We start from the raw sequence: 17744 nt of genomic DNA, 5'->3' as shown, positions 1-17744 counted from the left end.
TTCCCTCCATGCCTTGACGCAAGGAAACGCCTTATGCCGTTGTCCTGGGCTTTCATCGCCAGCCTGATCCTGGCCATCGCCGGCTATTTCGCCGCGCGAGGCCGGGCTTTTGCCGCTGCCGGCCCCGATATCCGCCGCCTGCACAGCCGACCCACCTATCACGGCTACAGCGTGGCCCTGACGACGCTGGCGCCCCCCGTTGCCGTCATCGTCATCGCATCCTTCCTGCGCATGACGGGCATCCTGGGCGAACAGTCCGGCGCCTTCGTCGGCCTGCTTGCCGTCGCCGCCGGGATCATCGGCTTCGTCTGGGGGCTGACCCGCATCGGCGTCGAATACAAGGCACGCGACACGGTTGAGCGGATCGTGATGGGCGTGCTGATCCTGTGTTCCACCATCGCCATCCTGACCACCGCGGGCATCGTCCTGTCGCTGGTCTTCGAGACCGGCCACTTCTTCCAGAAATACAGCTGGACCGAGTTCTTCTTCGGCACCAACTGGACACCGCGCTTCCAGGGCAACTCGGACCTGGGGATCCTGCCCCTGCTGTGGGGCACGCTGTATATCAGCTTCATCGCCCTGCTGGTCGCGGTGCCCATCGGGATGTTCGCCGCGATCTACATGTCCGAATATGCAAGCAAGCGCGTGCGCGGCATCGCCAAGCCCGCGATCGAGGTGCTGGCCGGCATCCCGACCATCGTCTATGGCCTGTTCGCGCTGATCACCGTCGGTCCGATGCTGCGCGACTACTTCGCGCAGCCGCTGGGCCTGGGCCAGTCGGGCGCCTCGGTGCTGACGGCGGGCCTGGTCATGGGGATCATGCTGATCCCCTTCGTCAGCTCTCTTTCGGACGACATCATCAACGCAGTGCCGCAGTCGCTGCGTGACGGTGCGCTGGGCCTCGGGTCCACCCCGTCCGAGACGATCAAGCAGGTCGTCCTGCCCGCGGCCCTTCCGGGCATCGTCGGCGCCGTCCTGCTGGCCGCCAGCCGCGCCATCGGTGAGACGATGATCGTGGTGCTGGGTGCCGGAGCCGCCGCCAGGATGAGCCTCAACCCCTTCGAGGCCATGACGACGATCACCGTCAAGATCGTCAGCCAGCTGACCGGCGACAACGACTTCTCGGCGCCCGAGACGCTGGTCGCCTTCGCCCTGGGTCTGACGCTGTTCGTCATCACCCTCGCCCTGAACATCGTCGCGCTCTATATCGTGCGCAAATACCGCGAGCAGTACGAATGACCGATCTTCCGATGCCCGCCGACGCGTCGCGTGACGCGAAGAAATCGTCCCTGCTGGTCGCGGATGCGCGGACCAGGAAACGCAACGCCGCCGAGAAGCGCTTCCGCAGCTATGGTGCCGCCGCGATCGGCATCGCGCTGGTGGCGCTTGTCGTGCTGCTCAGCTCGATCATCGGGGGCGGGGCGGGGGCGTTCCGCCAGACCTATCTGTCGATCCCCGTCGCGCTGGATGCAGAGGTGCTGGACCCCAAGGGGAACCGCGACCCGGCCGAGATGTCGAAGGTGCTGACCCTGTCCTATGGCCGCGTCCTGGACGCAGCCGTCGATACCGCCGTCGCCGATGGCGGGATCGAGATCGAGGGCCTGAGCGACAAGGATATCGGGGGCCTCATCTCGAAGGAGGCATCCGCCCAGCTGCGCGACCGCGTGCTGGCCGATCCCGAGCTGCTGGGCACGACGGTCGAGACGAACGTGCTGGTGAACGGCCGCGTGGACGGCTACTTCAAGGGCCGCGTCACGATGGAAAGCGCCGAGGCCGACGGCAACACCTCGCCCCAGCAGCTGATGCTGGCCGAGGCGCTGAAGGAGCGCGGCATGCTGGTGACGCGCTTCAACTGGGACTTCGTGACCAATCCCGACGCGTCCGACCAGCGCCCCGAGGCCGCGGGCGTCGGCGTCGCGATCCTCGGCTCGCTCTACATGATGCTGGTGGTGCTGTTCCTGGCCGTGCCCATCGGGGTCGCCGCCTCGATCTATCTCGAGGAATTCGCGCCCAAGAACCGCTGGACCGACGTCATCGAGGTGAACATCTCGAACCTGGCGGCGGTGCCGTCGATCGTCTTCGGCATCCTGGGCCTTGCGGCCTTCATCAACTTCGCGGGCCTGCCGCAATCGGCGCCCATCGTGGGCGGCCTGGTGCTGACCCTGATGACGCTGCCGACGATCATCATCTCGACCCGCGCGGCGCTGAAGGCGGTCCCGCCCTCGATCCGCGACGCGGCACTGGGGGTCGGCGCATCGAAGATGCAGTCGGTCTTCCACCACGTCCTGCCGCTGGCCATGCCGGGCATCCTGACGGGCACGATCATCGGCCTTGCGCAGGCACTGGGCGAAACCGCGCCGCTGCTGCTGATCGGCATGGTCGCCTTCGTCCGCGAATTCCCCGCTGCCCCGCCCGAGGGCCTGTTCGACCCCGCATCCGCGCTGCCGGTGCAGGTCTACAACTGGACGCAGCGCGCCGACCCCGCCTTCATCGAACGCGCGTCGGGCGCCATCATCGTGCTGCTGGCCTTCTTGCTGTGCATGAACGTGCTTGCAATCGTCCTGCGCCGCCGCTTCGAGCGCCGCTGGTGATCCGGCCGAAAGGGAACAACAATGTACGATACTAATCGAATGGAGAACGCCGTGGGCCAGGACGACATCAAGATCTCGGCACGTAAGGTGCAGGTGTTCTATGGCGACAAGCATGCCATCAAGGATGTCGACGTCGACATCCTGGACAAGACCGTCACGGCCTTCATCGGGCCCTCGGGCTGCGGCAAGTCGACCTTCCTGCGCTGCATCAATCGCATGAACGACACCATCCCCATCGCCCGCATCCAGGGCGAGATCCGGCTGGACGGCGAGGATATCTACGACAAGCGCGTGGACCCGGTGCAGCTGCGCGCCCGCGTGGGCATGGTGTTCCAGAAGCCGAACCCCTTCCCGAAGTCGATCTATGACAACGTGGCCTATGGCCCGCGCATCCACGGCCTGTCGCGCAACCGCGCCGAGCTGGACGAGATCGTCGAGCGTTCGCTGCGCGGCGCGGCCCTGTGGAACGAGGTCAAGGACCGCCTGCAGGAACCGGGCACCGGCCTGTCGGGCGGCCAGCAGCAGCGCCTGTGCATCGCGCGCGCCGTCGCCACCAGCCCCGAAGTGCTGCTGATGGACGAGCCCTGCAGCGCGCTGGACCCCATCGCGACCGGCCAGGTCGAGGAACTGATCGAGCAGCTGCGCCAGGAATTCTCGGTCGTGATCGTCACGCACTCGATGCAGCAGGCCGCACGGGTCAGCCAGAAGACCGCCTTCTTCCACCTGGGCAACCTGGTGGAATACGGCGACACCGACGACATCTTCACGAAGCCGCAGGACAGCCGGACCGAGGCCTACATCTCGGGCCGTATCGGCTGAGCGCGCGAAAGGACAGCACATGAACCGCGACAAGCATATCTCGTCCGCATTCGACCGCGACCTGGAAACCATCCAGGCGCTGGTCGTGAAGATGGGCGGCATGGTCGAGGCCGCGATCACCGACGCCGCCACCGCGCTGGATTCCCGCGACGAGGACCTGGCCGAGGATGTCCGCCGCCGCGACAAGGCCATCGACGCGCTGGAAATCCAGATCAACGAGGACGCCGCCCGCCTGATCGCCCTGCGCGCGCCCACCGCGACCGACCTGCGCATGGTCCTGGCCGTCATGAAGATCGCCGCCTCGCTGGAACGCGTGGGCGATTTCGCCAAGAACATGGCCAAGCGCTCCAGCGTCCTGTCGCAGATGCCCCCCATCGAGGGTGCCGGCATGGCCCTTCGCCGCATGAGCGGGGCGGTCAACAAGATGCTGCAGGATTCGCTGGACAGCTATATCCGCCGCGACGCCGACCTGGCCGAGGACGTGCGCCAGCGCGACCTGGAAGTCGACCAGATGTACAACGCCCTGTTCCGCGAATTCCTGACCCACATGATGGAAGATCCGCGTAACATCACGGCCTGCATGCACCTGCATTTCATCGCCAAGAACGTCGAGCGCATGGGCGACCACGCGACCTCGATCTGCGAGCAGGTCATCTATCTGGTGACGGGCGACATCCCCGAGGATGCCCGCCCCAAGGCCAGCAGCGTTCCCATGATCGCGGAAGAGGGCTGATCCATGACGCGTCAGGCCCCCTGTGTTCTGGTCGTCGAGGATGAGGGCGCGCAGCGCGAGGTTCTGCAATACAACCTCGAGGCCGAGGGCTTCGAGGTTGTCGTCGCCGACAATGGCGAGGACGCGCTGCTTCTGGTGCAGGAGGAAAATCCCGACCTGATCGTGCTGGACTGGATGATGCCCAAGGTGTCGGGGATCGAGGTCTGCCGCCAGGTCAAGGCCGATCCCGCCACCCGCCAGATCCCCATCATCATGCTGTCGGCCCGCAGCGAAGAGGTGGACCGCGTTCGCGGCCTGGAAACCGGCGCCGACGATTACGTCGTGAAGCCCTATTCCGTGGTCGAGCTGATGGCCCGCCTGCGCACGCAGCTGCGCCGCACGCGCCCGGCCAGCATGGGCGAGAGGCTCAGCTTCGGGGACATCCTGCTGGACGCGGCCGAGCATCGCGTCTTTCGCGCCGGATCGCCCCTCCACCTTGGCCCGACCGAGTTCCGCCTTCTGTCCACCCTGATGGAGAAGCCCGGCCGCGTCTGGACGCGCGAGCAGCTTCTGGACCGCGTGTGGGGGCGCGACATCTATGTCGATACCCGCACCATCGACGTGCATGTCGGCCGCCTGCGCAAGGCGCTGATGCAGAACGGCGGCGACAACCCGGTCCGCACGGTGCGCGGAACGGGCTATTCGCTCGGCTGATCCTCAGACGATCCTGGTATCGAGGGGGGCAAGCCCCTCGATGCCGACCTTGACCTGCTGACCGCGCGTGACGGCGCTGACGCCCGCGGGCGTGCCGGTGAAGATCAGGTCGCCCGGTGCCAGCGCCACCAGGCGCGACAGGTGGGCGATGACCTCGGGGATGGACCAGATCAGGTCCGACAGGTCGGCATCCTGGCGCATCTCTCCGTCTACGCTCAGCCAGATGCGGCCCTTTTCGGGGGCGGGCCCCTGGGTCAGCGCGCCCAACGCCGCCGAATGGTCGAAGCCCTTGGACATGTCCCATGGACGGCTCATGCGCTTGGCCTCGGCCTGAAGGTCGCGGCGGGTGAAGTCGATCCCGGCGGCAGCCCCCCAGATCAGGCCCGCGGCATCCTCGACCGCGATGTCGCGTCCGCCCTGGCCAAGCGCCACGACCAGCTCCGCCTCGTGGTGCAGATCCTCGGTCGCCGAGGGGAAGGGCAGGTCGGCGCCATCGGTCAGCAGCGCGTCGGCGGGCTTGGTGAAGAAGAAGGGCGGTTCGCGATCCGGGTCGTGCCCCATCTCTCGGGCGTGGTCGGCATAGTTGCGGCCCACGCAGAAGATGCGGCGCACGGGAAAGCGCGCGCTGCTGCCCAGAACGGGCGCGCTGGCCTGCGCGGGCGGCGTGATCACGTATTGCGGCTGGTCCATCGGTATCCCCTTCATCCCTTGGTCCCGCGCATCCATGCACGATCGCGCCGCTGTCGCAAGGCTCAGCCGATGGCGTCCAGCACGCCTGCCGCGACCCTCGCGGTGTCGTCCCAGCCGGGCAGGTCGCGCCCCGCCTGCCACGCGGCATCCGCGCGGGCCTTGCGCTGCGCGGGGTCGGTCAGCAGGTCGCGCAGCGCCTCGGTCAGCGCCGCGATGTTTTCGGGCGGGACAAGGATGCCCGCATCACGCGGAACGGTATCGGGCACCGCGCCGACCCGCGTGCTGACGATGGGCAGGCCATGGGACAGCGCCTCGTCGAAGACGATGCCGTAACCCTCGTAACGGGTTGCCAGCGCGAAGATCCCCGCCGCGCCATAGAGCGATTGCAGCCGGTCGTCATCGACCCGGCCCGCCAGCTCGACCCGGTCGGCCAGCCAGCCGCCCGCGACCTGATCGGCCAGCATCCGCGCGTGATCCCGGTCCCAGGGGCTGCCCACGATCACCGCGCGCCAGTCCAGATCGCGCAGCCGCGCCAGTGCGGCCAGCAGCAGGTCGTGCCCCTTGCGCGGATGCAGGATGCCGACCGACAGGATCAGCGGCGGGTCCTGCGGCCGAGCGGGCGTCGTCGCCCGCGCGGCGGTGCCGGGACGCGCGACGGTAATGCGATCCGGCGCGACGTCATAGCGCTCGACCAGCATCTGCCGCGTATGGGGGCTGGGGACCAGGATGTGGCGCACCAGCGCAAGGTTCGCACGCTCGGTCTGGTACAGGTGCTGGCGCAGATCGGGGGGCAGGGCGCTTTCCTGCGCCAGCGGGTGGTGGATCATCGCGACCAGCGGCGCCCGCACCTGCGCCAGCCGCGCGGTGTCCATGGCCCCGAAGGCCAGCCCGTCCACGATGGCCACGCGGTCCTGCTGGATGTCGGCCAGCGCCTGCATGGCCCGGTCCATCTGGTCGGCATCGGGCGTCGGGAAGCTGTCGGACAGGGACAGCACCTGCATCTCGCGCCCCTGCAGGCGCAGATGATCGACCAGGTGCCGGTCATAGAGATAGCCTCCGGTCAGCGTCGTGATGTCTCCGGGGAGAACGAAGGTCGCGGGTAGTTTTGTGGTCATATCCTCGTCCGGGTCAGGGCGATTGCGGTATCGCGGCCGATCACCGCGATGCCGGGAAGTGTCGCGGTCAGAAAGACCAGCCCGAAGGCCATGCTGGCCGCCAGCCCCGCTTCGGACGAGGCGCCGATCAGCGGGAACAGCGCGGCGGCCGCGCCCTCGCGCAGTCCCCAGCCCGCGATGGTGACGGGCAGGATCATGGTCAGCAGGATCAGCGGCACAAGGACCATCGCCTGAGCGGGTGCGATGATGCTGCCCGTCGCGCGGGCGGCCATCGCAAAGCCTGCGATGTTCAGCGCGGTGATTGCCAGGTTCAGCACCACCTGATGCGCGACGAAGCGGGGTTTCAGCGGGGGGCGCGGCAACAGCAGCAGCGCGATGCCTGCGATCACCGCGCCGATCAGGATGGCGCGGTGCAGCGTGGCGGGCAGATCGGGGCCGAAGGGCAGCGGCAGCCCCGCCACCAGCACGGCCAGCAGCGCGACCTGACCCAGAACGCGTTCCACCACGACCGCGCTGCCTGCGCGGCGCAGCCCGCCGTCGTGACGCGCGCGATAGGCACGGCCCGCATCGCCCGCGATCCCGCCGGGCAGCGACTGGTTCACGATCTGCGCAAGGTAGTATTCCGCGACCGCCGCCCGCAGCGGGATAGTCTGGCCGAAGAACCGCGCGGTGATCTGCCAGCGCCAAGCCGACAGCAGGGTCTGGAGGCTCAGCGCGGCCAGCGCGGCCACCAGCCAGCGCGGATCGGCGGCGGCCAGCAACCCCAATGCGCGCTGGCCGTCCAGACCCCACCACAGGGCCGACAGAATCGCGATCGCGACGATGATGCGAAGCGCCCGCGCCATGGTCATGACCGCGGCCTGCCCGCATCCCCCGAGAAGCTGCGCAGGATGTTCATGCGCATCTCCTCCATCGGGATGGCGGGGCTGCCCGCTTCGGGGATCAGGCCGGGGGTCAGGCCCCATTCGGCAGTTCGGCGTACCAGGTGGTCGGGGCCGATGACATGGATCGGCACCTCGTGGCGTTCATCCAACCCGATCGAGCTTGCCGCCTGGTGGTCGCCCACCAGCACCAGCAGCGGCGGGTCTTCGGCACGCAGCGCCGCATATTCCGTGACCGCGCGCAGGGCATAGTCGATGGACTTGCCGTATTGTTCCCGGACGCGTTCGCGATCGCGCCAGACGGTCTTGGGCGTATCGCCGCTGCGGGCCATCTCGTCGAATTCGCGTCCGTCGGCGACCTGGTCCCACGGGATCATCGACGGGATCGGCGTCCATGGCGCGTGCGATGATATCAGCGCCACCTGCGCCAGAAGCGGCGCGTCGTCGCTGCCGCGCAGCTTGCGGTCCATCGCGGCCAGCGTGAACTGGTCGGGCATCGTGACCCAGTTGAAGGGCAACCCCCTGTAGTCCAAAGCCTTCGCGTCCAGCACGGTATCGAAGCCCATTTCACGGGCCTCGGGCCAAGGGCGGGTGATCGCGGGCATCACGGCGGCGGTCCGCAACCCGGCATCCTGCGCGATGTGGAAAAGGGTCTGCCGCCCGCTTGCCAGCGCCGCGCGATAGCGGGTCTGCCCCTCGATCCGCAGACCGTTCGCGAAGGTCGCGTGGGCCAGCCAGCTCTGGCCGCCATGCGTGGGCGAGGTCAGGAACCCCGAGCGCATGGCAAGGCCCGCACGGTCCAGATCGGCGGCCGCATCGCGCAGGATCGGCACATGGGTCGCGGCATATCGCGGCACGTCGAAACTGGCCCTGCCATAGCTTTCGATGAACACGACGATCACGTCGCGGTCGATCAGGCCGAAGGGCTGGTCGATGCGGGCAGCGTCGTCCTGTGCGGCGGCCTCGCGGAACTTCGCAAGCTCGGTCGTGGTGGCGCGTGCGGTGCGGATCTGGCCTGCGCCATAGTTCCACAGCATCGGCGCGGGGTTCATCGCCAAGGTCAGACCCGCGAGCGCGATCACGGGGATCGCCGCGGGAACGCCTGCCCGCGACCAGCGCCCGAGGGCCCACCACAGCGACCGGAAGATCGCGAAGGCCGCAAGGATCGCGGCAACGACCAGCAGCACCGCGCCGATCCGCCCGACCGCGCCCGCGATCAACCGGACCGAGGCGTCGATCAGCGGGATGTCCGCGACCAGGTTGAACCTGCGCCCCAGTGCCATCTGAATGGCGATATCGGCCAGTTTCAGGATGCTCAGCACGCCGATGGTGACGGTCGCGGCCATGCGCAAGGCACGCGAGGCGGCACGGTCGCCCAGCAGGACCAGCATCAGCAGCAGGACCAGCAATTCGGGGGCAGGGCGCAGCCAGGCGTCGATGCGCATCGCGCCGGGCGATGACGGCAGGGCCGCGATCGCGTGCAGCAGCAGTGCCGAAATCAGAAGCGGGGCAGCCCGTCGGATCAACGATGTCTCCACAGCCAGATCGCATCGGTTCCGAAGGACCATATCAGCGCACCGGCGGCGACGCGACCGATGATGATCGCGGCATCGGGCGACAGGATCGGCAGCTGCAGCAGGATCAGGGTGCCCAGTTGCAGCACGCAGATGCATTTGCGCAGGAAGCTGGGCGGCAAGGGCTGGCGGAAGGCGTGATGGCAGACGCCCGCGATCACGAAGGCATAGCGCATGACCCCGAGGAACAGCACCTCGGCGCCGATGGGGCCGCCCAGCATCGCGTGCAACGACAGCACGAAGGCCAGGGCCGCGTCCACCTCCATGTCGAAGCGTGCGCCGAAATCCGATGACAGCCCGCTGCGGCGCGCAAGCCAGCCGTCCAGCCCGTCCATCGTCAGGGCGACCGACGCCACCACGGCAACGGCCCAGCCAGCAGCCTGCCCCCCGGCAAGGGCCGAAATCAGCGCCGCCGTCAGCGCGACGCGCATCAGCGTGACGGTATTGCAGCCCCCGAAGGCGCGGTGCGGATAGTGCCATCGCATCAGCTGCGCGATCCCCGCGGCGGCGATGGCGAAGCCGACCATACCGGCCCACGCCGTGGCGGCGGCCCCGACCGTTGCGGAGGCTGCCCAGGTTAGGATCACCCCCGCGACGACCGCGACCGGCAGCCCCTTCGGCAATCGCCCGTCCCCCGTGGCCCGCAGGGCGGGGCGCTGGAAATAGGACGCAAGCGGAGCCGAGAGGATGGGCATGAACGACCTTTGACATTCGGATGACAGTCTGGGCCAACGCGACCCGCGGGCGGGCGTTCCGCCCCAGGGGTGCGATTTTCCTGCGACCTTTCCGCGCGGATTTTGACAATTCCCACCAAGGCTTATATGCATTCGGCGCGGGCAGGGTCCGCTTTCCCTTCAGAAAAACTTCACTTTCCGTTGAACCGAACCGTTCGCCACGAGTTTGCGTTTTGCAGCGGTTTGTCTCGAAAGGCTGAGAAGTCAGGAATGTCCGTCAATTCCAAGGATATGACCATCTTCGCGATGGTCCTTGCCTCGCTCGTCGTCGTTCTGGCGTTCGAGCCCAACGTGCCTTTGGGGACCGCCGTCTGGCTCGGCTATGCCGTGCCGCTGGCCCTGTCCTTTGCAAGTGAACGCGCCTGGCTGCCGCCGGTCGTCGCGGTCATCGCCTGCGCGGGAATGGTCTATGGCTTTGCGGCGGACCGCTCGGGGATCGATCCGCGGCTGGCCATGGCGAACCGGACGATGGCGGCGGCGATCTTCCTGACGCTCGGCGTGGTGGGGCGGGCGCTGATCCGCAACCGCGTGCGCCTGATGCGCGACGAATGGGTCAACGAGATCCGCATCGACCTTGCCCGCGCGATCGAGGGAGAGCTGTCGCCCGACAAGCTGTCGCACCGCGTGCTGGAAACCCTGTCGCCCCGCATCGGTGCGCTGGCGGGCGTCGTATATATCCGTCGCAACGGGATCTTCGAGCGCGCCTCGGGCTGGGGGGTGGACGAAACCTCGTTGCCCGACAAGATCATGCCGTCGGGCGGGCATCTGGCGCGCTGCGTGTCCGAAGGCGTTCCGCTGACGCTGAAGCTGGCCCCGTCCGAGGCGCTCGGCTGGGGATCCGGGCTGGCGCGGGGTCGTTCGCCGCATACGCTGCTGGTGCCGCTGAAGGATGGCCGACAGGTCAATGGCGTGATCGAGCTGGGGCTGGACCAGCTGCCCTCGGGACGGCTGGACGAGCTGGCGGACCTGATTTCCGAACAGCTGGGCATCGGCATCCGCACCGCGCTGATCCGCGAACAGGTCCAGGAACTGCTGGAGGAGACGCGCCGCCAGTCCGAGGAACTGCGCAGCCATACCGAGGAACTTGCCGCCACCAACGAGGAGCTGGAGGAACAGACCCGCGCCCTGCAGGACAGCCAGCAGCGGCTGGAGACCCAGCAGGCCGAACTGGAACAGCAGAACGCCCAGCTGGAAAGCCAGACGCAGGAACTGGAAGAACAGCGCGACGCGCTGGCGGGCGCGCGCCGCATGCTCGAGGATCAGGCATCCGAGCTTGAGCGCGAGAGCCGCTACAAGTCCGAATTCGTCGCCAACATGTCGCACGAGCTGCGCACGCCCCTCAACGCGCTGCTGATCATGTCGCGTCTTTTGGCCGAGAATCGCGGCCGCAACATGTCCGACGAACAGGTCCGTTGGGCCGAGACGATCGAAAGCTCGGGCAAGGATCTGCTGGCGCTGATCAACGACATCTTGGATCTGTCCAAGATCGAGGCGGGCAAGCTGGACCTGGCGCGCGACCATATCGACCCCGCCCAGCTGGCCGACAAGCTGATGCGCGGCTTCGAGGCGCAGGCCCGCGCCAAGGGTCTGCAGGTCGCAGCACAGATCGCCCCCGACATGGTCGAATTCGAAAGCGACCGAACGCGGCTGGAACAGGTCCTGCGCAATTTCATCTCGAACGCGTTGAAATTCACCGAGAAGGGGCGCGTGACGCTTGACATCTCGAAGCGCGGTCAGGAAATCGCCTTCGCGGTCAAGGATACCGGCATCGGCATCGACCCCGCCCAGCACGAGGCGGTGTTCGACGCGTTCCGGCAGGCCGACGGCACGATCTCTCGCAGGTTCGGGGGGACGGGGCTGGGGCTGTCGATCTCTCGTGAACTGGCGGACCTGCTCGGCGGGCGCATCACGTTGGACAGCACCCCGGGCGAGGGCAGCACTTTCACGCTGATCCTGCCCGCGACGCCCGCGCGCCAGCAGGCCGCGCCCGCACCCGCCCCGCGCCGCCGCGATGCCCCCACATTCGAGACCGAGCCGCAGGGCGATCCGCTGATGTTCGACGCCCTGCCCGGGGTCGAGGACGACCGCGCCATCGCGGGCAGCGACGACCGCGTGATGCTGGTGGTCGAGGATGACGCGGTCTTCGCGCAGATCCTGCTGGACCTTGCGCGCGAACTGGGCTTCCGCGCCGTCTGCGTGGGACGGGCCGACGACGCCGTGCGCGCGGCACGTCACTTCCTGCCGCACGCGGTCGTGCTGGACATGGGCCTGCCCGATCATTCCGGCCTGTCGGTGCTGGACCGCCTGAAGCGCGACACCCGCACGCGGCACATCCCCGTGCATGTCGTGTCAGCCGAGGACCGCACCAAGGAGGCGCTGGCGCAGGGTGCCATGAGCTATATGCTGAAACCCGTCGAGCGGGCCGAGTTGGCCAGCGCGATCCGCAACCTCGAGGCGCGGCTCGAGAGCCGGATGCGCCGCGTGCTGATCGTCGAGGACGACCCCGCCCAGATGGAGGGTCTGCGCGCGCTTCTGGCCAGCGACGAGGTCGAGACGATCGGCGCGGGCACCGCCGCCGAGGCGCTGGAGGTCTGCCGCAGCCAGACGGTGGATTGCATCGTGCTGGACATGACGCTGCCAGACGCGTCCGGCTTCGATCTGCTGCAGCAGCTTGACGGCGACGGGATGGCCTCCTTCCCGCCGGTCATCGTCTATACCGCCCGCGCCCTGTCGGACACCGAGGAACAGCGCCTGCGCCGCTATTCCAAGTCCATCATCATCAAGGGCGCCAAATCGCCCGAGCGCCTGATCAACGAGGTGACGCTGTTCCTGCACCAGGTCGTCAGCGACCTGCCCGAGAAGCAGCGGGAGATGCTGGCCCAGTCGCTGAACCGCGATGCCCAGCTGGAAGGCCGCCGCATCCTCGTGGTCGAGGACGACATCCGCAACGTCTATGCGCTGACCGGCGTCTTCGAACCGCACGGCGCGACCGTCCAGATCGCGCGGAACGGCCGCGAGGCGCTGGAGGCGCTCGGGCGCGTGGCTGACGGGGGCGCGCCCTCGGTCGACCTGGTGCTGATGGACGTGATGATGCCCGAGATGGACGGCCTGACCGCCACCAAGGAGATCCGCCGGATCGACCGCTGGAAGACCCTGCCCATCATCATGCTGACCGCGAAGGCCATGGCCGAGGACCAGAACCAGTGCCTTGCGGCGGGCGCGAACGATTACCTGCCCAAGCCCCTGGACGTGGACAAGCTGCTGTCGCTGGTCCGCGTATGGATGCCGCGATGAGCATCGATCCCGTTCCCGCCACCCCGACCGAGGGGATCGAACTGGACCTGTTCCTGGAGGCGCTGCACCGGCGCCACCATTTCGACTTTCGCGCCTACAGCCGCGCCTCGCTTGCGCGCCGCGCCGACATCGCGCGCGAAAGGCTGGGATGCGCCACCCTGTCCGAGGCGCAGGGCAGGGTGCTGCACGACCCATCGGTCCTGCCCGAGGTGATCGACGCCATGACCGTGCAGGTCAGCGAGATGTTCCGCGACCCGTCCTATTTCCTGTCGCTGCGCCGCGAGGTGATCCCGCATCTGCAGACCTACCCTTCGCTCAAGGTCTGGATCGCGGGCTGCGCGGACGGAGAGGAGCTGTATTCCATGGCCATCCTCTTTCACGAGGAGGGGCTTCTGGACCGCACGATGTTCTACGCGACCGAGATCAACCGCCGCGCGCTGCTGCGCGCCGAGGCCGGTGTCTATGACATCGACCGGCTTGCGGTCTTCTCTCGCAATTACCAGCAGGCGGGGGGGCGGGGGTCGCTGTCGGACTACTATACCGCCGCCTATGGCCGCGCGGCCATCGACCGGCGGCTGCGTCAGCGCGTGCTGTTCAGCGAACACAACCTTGCCAGCGACCAGGTGTTTTCGGAGATGCACCTGATCTCGTGTCGCAACGTGCTGATCTATTTCGACGGCGCCCTGCAGGACCGGGCCATCGGCCTGTTCTCCGAGGCGCTGACCCGTGGCGGGTTCCTCGGGCTGGGTGCGCACGAGACGCTTCGCTTCTCGTCCCATGCGCCGGTCTTCCAGCCCTTCGACGAATCCCAACGCATCTGGCGCCGCAGCCCCCAACTCGAGACGAGCCATGCCCGATAGACCGATCCGCTTCCTCATCGTCGACGACATCGCCGAGAACATCGCGGCCCTCGAGGCGCTGCTGCGACGCGACGGGCTGGTGGTCGACCAGGCAAGATCGGCCGCCGAGGCGCTGGAGCTGATGCTGGTCAACGACTATGCGCTGGCCTTCCTGGACGTGCAGATGCCCGGCACCGACGGCTACGAGCTGGCCGAGCTGATGCGCGCGACCGAGCGCACGCGGGGGGTGCCCATCATCTTCGTCACCGCGGCCGAGATGGACGAGGCCCGCCGTTTCCGCGGCTACGAGGCGGGCGCGGTCGATTACATCTTCAAGCCGATTGACCCGGTGATCCTGAAATCCAAGGCCGAGGTCTTCTACCGCATCGGTCGGCAGGCCAAGGACCTGCTGCGCCAGCGCGACGAGATGCAGGCCATCGCTCGGCATCGCGACCAGGTCGCGGCCCAGCTTCGGGCGCATGTAGACAATTCACCGCTGGCCTTCGTGGCGCTGGCCCCCGATCTTCAGGTGCGGGCATGGTCCAAGGGTGCCGAACGCGCTTTCGGGCGCAGCTCTTCCGAGATGCTGGGGCAATCCGCCAACCGGACCGGTTGGCTGGACGATGACGGCGCCCGCCAGCTGACCGAATGGCTGGCCGCGGCCGACGAACAGGCGCCGCGCTTCTCGACCGAGCTGCAGCTGGATCACGCCGACCTGGGGCCGATCCCCTGCGAGGTCTATGGCTCGGTTCTGGATGACGGATCGGGTCCGTCGCTGTCGTTGCAGATCCTGGACATCACCGAACGCAAGCAGGCCGAGGAGGTCCGTTCGCTGCTGATCGGGGAGCTGAACCACCGCATCAAGAACACGCTGGCCAACGTGCAGGCCATTTCGCGCCAGAGCCTGCGTCAGGCGGGCAGCCTCCCCGAATTCGAGCAGAGCTTCGGCGGTCGCCTGCAGGCCCTGTCGCGGGCGCATTCGATCCTGTCGGACGCGACCTGGGCCAGCGCGCCGCTGGATCAGCTGGTCGAGGATCAGGTCAGGTCGGGCACGCTGGACGGCGACCGGCTGCACAGCGCGGGCCCCTCGGTGGAACTGGCCCCCGAGACCATGCTGCGCCTTGCGCTGACGCTGCACGAACTGGGCACGAACGCCGCGAAATACGGCGCGCTGTCGGTCCCCGATGGCCGCGTGCACCTGGAATGGCGGCTGGATGGCCGGCACCTGACGCTGACATGGCGCGAAGAGGGCGGCCCGCCCGTGATCGCGCCTGCCGGTTCGGGCTTCGGCACGACGCTGATCACTGCCGTCGGCGGGGGCGATCCGCGTGCCGTCAGCGTCGATTGGCGCCCCGAGGGCGTGATCTGGACGCTGCGCCTGTCCGAAGGGGTCAGCCCCCATCAGGCCCCCGACAAGCCCCAGCCCGCCGAGGCCGCGCCCGCACCCTGCCGCGCGCAATCCCTGGGCGAAAGCCGCATCCTGCTGGTCGAGGACGAGCCGCTGGTCGCGCTGGACCTGCGCCACGAGCTGGAGGATGCCGGGGCCGAGGTCGTGGGCATCGCCCGCACCGTCCCCGAGGCGCTGGAGATGGCGGGCCAGGTCGAGGTCGATCTTGCGATCCTCGACGGTAACCTCAAGGGGCAGCCGGTGGACGAGGTCGCGGACCTCCTGTCGCGCGACGGTGTGCGCTTCTGCTTCCTGTCGGGATACGGGCGCGAACACCTGCCGCGCGGGCATGACGACGCACCCCTGATCGAGAAGCCCTTCCGTCCCGATCACCTGCGCAGCGTGCTGAACGACCTGCTGGCCGCCCCAAGCGCGACCGCCGCGGAATAAGAACACCGTTCCGCCCGCGCGGCCCCGTCCGGTCCGTTCGTCCGCTGGCCGCACCCGCGGGCGGTCGGTCGTTCCGGCGCGAACCGACGCCCGGTCCGCGCGTTCCCGTCACGGCCTTGCGCGCGGGGGCGGGCGGGCTTGAACCTTCGCCGCCTTTCGGGCATCTGCGCCTATCGCGCGACACCGTCTGAACGGGACCAGTATGAGCAGCACCACCAAAGACGCCGCGATCCTGTTCGAGGGGGTCGGCAAATCATTTCCCAAGGGCGACGGCACCCGCGTCACCGCCCTGTCGGGCATCGACCTTGCGGTCCCGCAGGGCAGCATCACCGGCATCATCGGCCGCTCGGGGGCGGGCAAGTCCACGCTGCTGCGGATGGTCAACGGCCTCGAACGCCCGACCGACGGGCGCGTGACCGTCGCGGGCCGCGACGTGGGCACCGCGCGCGGGTCGGCGCTGCGCCACATCCGCCGCGATGTCGGCATGATCTTCCAGCACTTCAACCTGCTGGCCTCTCGTACCGTGCGCGACAACGTGGCCCTGCCGCTGGAGGTCGCGGGCACGCCCCGCGCGAAGATCCGTCCCCGCGTGGACGAACTGATCGAGCAGGTGGGCCTGCAGGCGCTGGCCGACCGGTATCCCGCCGAACTGTCGGGCGGGCAGAAGCAGCGCGTCGGCATCGCCCGCGCCCTTGCGACCGACCCCAAGGTCCTGCTGTCGGACGAAGCGACCAGCGCGCTGGACCCCGAGACCACGCAGACGGTCCTTGAACTGCTGGCCCGCATCAACCGCGATCTGGGCCTGACCATCCTGCTGATCACCCACGAGATGGCCGTGTTGCGCGACATCGCCAGCCACATGGCCGTGATCGAGGGCGGCAGCATCGTCGAGGCGGGCGAGACGCACAAGGTCTTCACCCGTCCCGCCCATGCGACCACGCGGTCCTTCCTGTCGGGCGTCACCGGCGCGACGCTTCCGGCCTTCATCGCCGACCGCCTGCTGCCCGAACGCCCCGACGGCCCGTCCGAGGCCGTGATCCGCGTGACCTTCGCGGGCACCCACGCGACCGATCCCATGCTGTCGCTTCTGGCGACGGAACTGGGCATCTCGGCCAACATCCTGGCGGGCGCCATCGAGGAGGTGGGCACCCATCCCTTCGGCAACCTGCTGATATCGCTCGATGCGGGGCGGGCGGACGAGGCGCGCGCCTATCTCGAACGTCACGGACTTCTGACGGAGGTGCTGGGCCATGTCCGCTAACCTGATCCCCATCCTATGGGATGCCACGCTGCAGACGCTCTACATGGTGGCGCTGTCGGCCATTCTCGGCACGCTCGGGGGGCTCCCGCTCGGGGTCTATCTGGCGACCTCGCAGCGGGGTGAACTGCTTAGCAGCCCCTGGGTCAACTGGGTGCTGGGGCTGGTCGTGAACGCCACCCGGTCCGTGCCCTTCATCATCCTGGTCGTCGCGATCATTCCCTTCACGCGGATGATGGTCGGGACCTCGATCGGGACGGATGCCGCCATCGTGCCGCTGACCATCGCCGCCATCCCCTTCATCGCGCGCCTGGTGGAAAACGCCATCCGCGAGGTCGATGCCGGCCTGATCGAGGCCGCCCGCGCGATGGGCGCGACGCCCTTCCAGATCATCCGCAAGGTGCTGATCCCCGAGGCGCTGCCCGCGATCACGCTTGGGCTGACGCTGGCCGTGGTCAGCCTGATCGGATATTCCGCGATGGTCGGTGCCGTCGGCGGGCAGGGCCTGGGCGATCTGGGCATCCGCTACGGATACCAGCGCCTCATGCCCGAGGTGATGCTGGCCGTCGTCGTCATCCTGATCGTGCTGGTCCAGCTGGTGCAGTCGCTTGGCGAACGCCTTGCAGCCCGCGTGGATCGCCGTGCCGCCCGCAATCGTGGCCATTAAGGCCCCGCGACCCGTTTTC

At 68.2% G+C, this 17744-nt stretch carries 15 protein-coding genes; 10 read left to right on the top strand and 5 right to left on the bottom strand.

The window, feature by feature from the left end; genetic code table 11:
* Positions 1-33 precede the first annotated feature (33 nt).
* Genes pstC through phoB form a run of 5 tightly spaced genes read left to right on the top strand, consistent with a single transcriptional unit; the run spans position 34 to position 4836 of the window.
* Positions 34-1239, top strand: coding sequence for a phosphate ABC transporter permease subunit PstC (pstC, locus tag QMZ16_RS03780; RefSeq protein WP_282602191.1), 1206 nt, complete (start codon positions 34-36; stop codon positions 1237-1239).
* Between the two features lie 11 nt (positions 1240-1250).
* Entirely contained in the window at positions 1251-2591 is a 1341-nt protein-coding gene (gene pstA / locus QMZ16_RS03775) for a phosphate ABC transporter permease PstA (RefSeq protein WP_282602234.1), read from the top strand.
* Positions 2592-2612: 21 nt separating this feature from the next.
* Complete coding sequence (gene pstB / locus QMZ16_RS03770) at positions 2613-3410, top strand: phosphate ABC transporter ATP-binding protein PstB (RefSeq protein WP_028725673.1); 798 nt, start codon at positions 2613-2615, stop codon at positions 3408-3410.
* A gap of 19 nt (positions 3411-3429) precedes the next feature.
* Complete coding sequence (gene phoU / locus QMZ16_RS03765; RefSeq protein WP_022706852.1) at positions 3430-4143, top strand: phosphate signaling complex protein PhoU; 714 nt, start codon at positions 3430-3432, stop codon at positions 4141-4143.
* A 3-nt stretch (positions 4144-4146) separates the two neighbouring features.
* A complete protein-coding gene (phoB, locus tag QMZ16_RS03760) occupies positions 4147-4836 on the top strand; it encodes a phosphate regulon transcriptional regulator PhoB (RefSeq protein ID WP_022706851.1) in 690 nt (229 codons plus the stop codon).
* Between the two features lie 3 nt (positions 4837-4839).
* Here phoB and QMZ16_RS03755 read toward each other — a convergent pair whose 3' ends face one another.
* The 5 genes from QMZ16_RS03755 to QMZ16_RS03735 all read right to left on the bottom strand — a co-directional run bounded on the left by QMZ16_RS03755 (position 4840) and on the right by QMZ16_RS03735 (position 9791).
* Entirely contained in the window at positions 4840-5526 is a 687-nt protein-coding gene (locus tag QMZ16_RS03755) for a fumarylacetoacetate hydrolase family protein (protein WP_022706850.1), read from the bottom strand.
* 62 nt (positions 5527-5588) lie between these two features.
* Positions 5589-6641 (bottom strand): glycosyltransferase family 4 protein, encoded by a 1053-nt coding sequence (locus tag QMZ16_RS03750; protein WP_282602190.1) that lies wholly within the window; start codon positions 6639-6641, stop codon positions 5589-5591.
* Positions 6638-7492: a lysylphosphatidylglycerol synthase transmembrane domain-containing protein gene (locus QMZ16_RS03745; RefSeq protein WP_282602189.1), complete on the bottom strand. Its 855-nt coding sequence runs from the start codon at positions 7490-7492 to the stop codon at positions 6638-6640. Before QMZ16_RS03745 ends, QMZ16_RS03750 begins: the two co-directional genes overlap by 4 nt.
* Positions 7489-9048 carry a sulfatase-like hydrolase/transferase gene (locus QMZ16_RS03740; RefSeq protein WP_282602188.1) on the bottom strand — a complete coding sequence of 520 codons (1560 nt, stop codon included), beginning with the start codon at positions 9046-9048 and terminating at the stop codon, positions 7489-7491. The genes QMZ16_RS03745 and QMZ16_RS03740 overlap by 4 nt, the downstream gene beginning before the upstream one ends.
* Positions 9045-9791 carry a CDP-alcohol phosphatidyltransferase family protein gene (locus QMZ16_RS03735; RefSeq protein ID WP_022706846.1) on the bottom strand — a complete coding sequence of 249 codons (747 nt, stop codon included), beginning with the start codon at positions 9789-9791 and terminating at the stop codon, positions 9045-9047. Before QMZ16_RS03735 ends, QMZ16_RS03740 begins: the two co-directional genes overlap by 4 nt.
* 270 nt (positions 9792-10061) lie before the next feature.
* Here QMZ16_RS03735 and QMZ16_RS03730 point away from each other — a divergent pair, with 270 nt between their 5' ends.
* The 5 genes from QMZ16_RS03730 (at position 10062) to QMZ16_RS03710 (ending at position 17725) form a co-directional block, all read left to right on the top strand.
* Positions 10062-13124, top strand: a complete 3063-nt coding sequence (locus QMZ16_RS03730) for a response regulator (protein WP_282602187.1) — start codon at positions 10062-10064, stop codon at positions 13122-13124.
* Positions 13121-13984 (top strand): CheR family methyltransferase, encoded by an 864-nt coding sequence (locus tag QMZ16_RS03725; protein ID WP_040595715.1) that lies wholly within the window; start codon positions 13121-13123, stop codon positions 13982-13984. Before QMZ16_RS03730 ends, QMZ16_RS03725 begins: the two co-directional genes overlap by 4 nt.
* Entirely contained in the window at positions 13974-15800 is a 1827-nt protein-coding gene (locus QMZ16_RS03720; RefSeq protein WP_282602186.1) for a response regulator, read from the top strand. Before QMZ16_RS03725 ends, QMZ16_RS03720 begins: the two co-directional genes overlap by 11 nt.
* Before the next feature lie 202 nt (positions 15801-16002).
* On the top strand, positions 16003-17061 hold the full coding sequence (locus QMZ16_RS03715) for an ATP-binding cassette domain-containing protein (protein ID WP_282602185.1): 1059 nt from the start codon (positions 16003-16005) through the stop codon (positions 17059-17061).
* Positions 17051-17725 (top strand): methionine ABC transporter permease, encoded by a 675-nt coding sequence (locus tag QMZ16_RS03710; protein ID WP_282602184.1) that lies wholly within the window; start codon positions 17051-17053, stop codon positions 17723-17725. Before QMZ16_RS03715 ends, QMZ16_RS03710 begins: the two co-directional genes overlap by 11 nt.
* Positions 17726-17744 lie beyond the last annotated feature (19 nt).

Origin of the sequence: Paracoccus sp. PARArs4 (assembly GCF_947311865.1) — a bacterium.
GTDB classification, from domain to species: Bacteria; Pseudomonadota; Alphaproteobacteria; order Rhodobacterales; family Rhodobacteraceae; genus Paracoccus; species Paracoccus zeaxanthinifaciens.
Note: the sequence above shows the minus strand (reverse complement) of the source record. Positions and strands in the feature narration are given on the sequence as shown.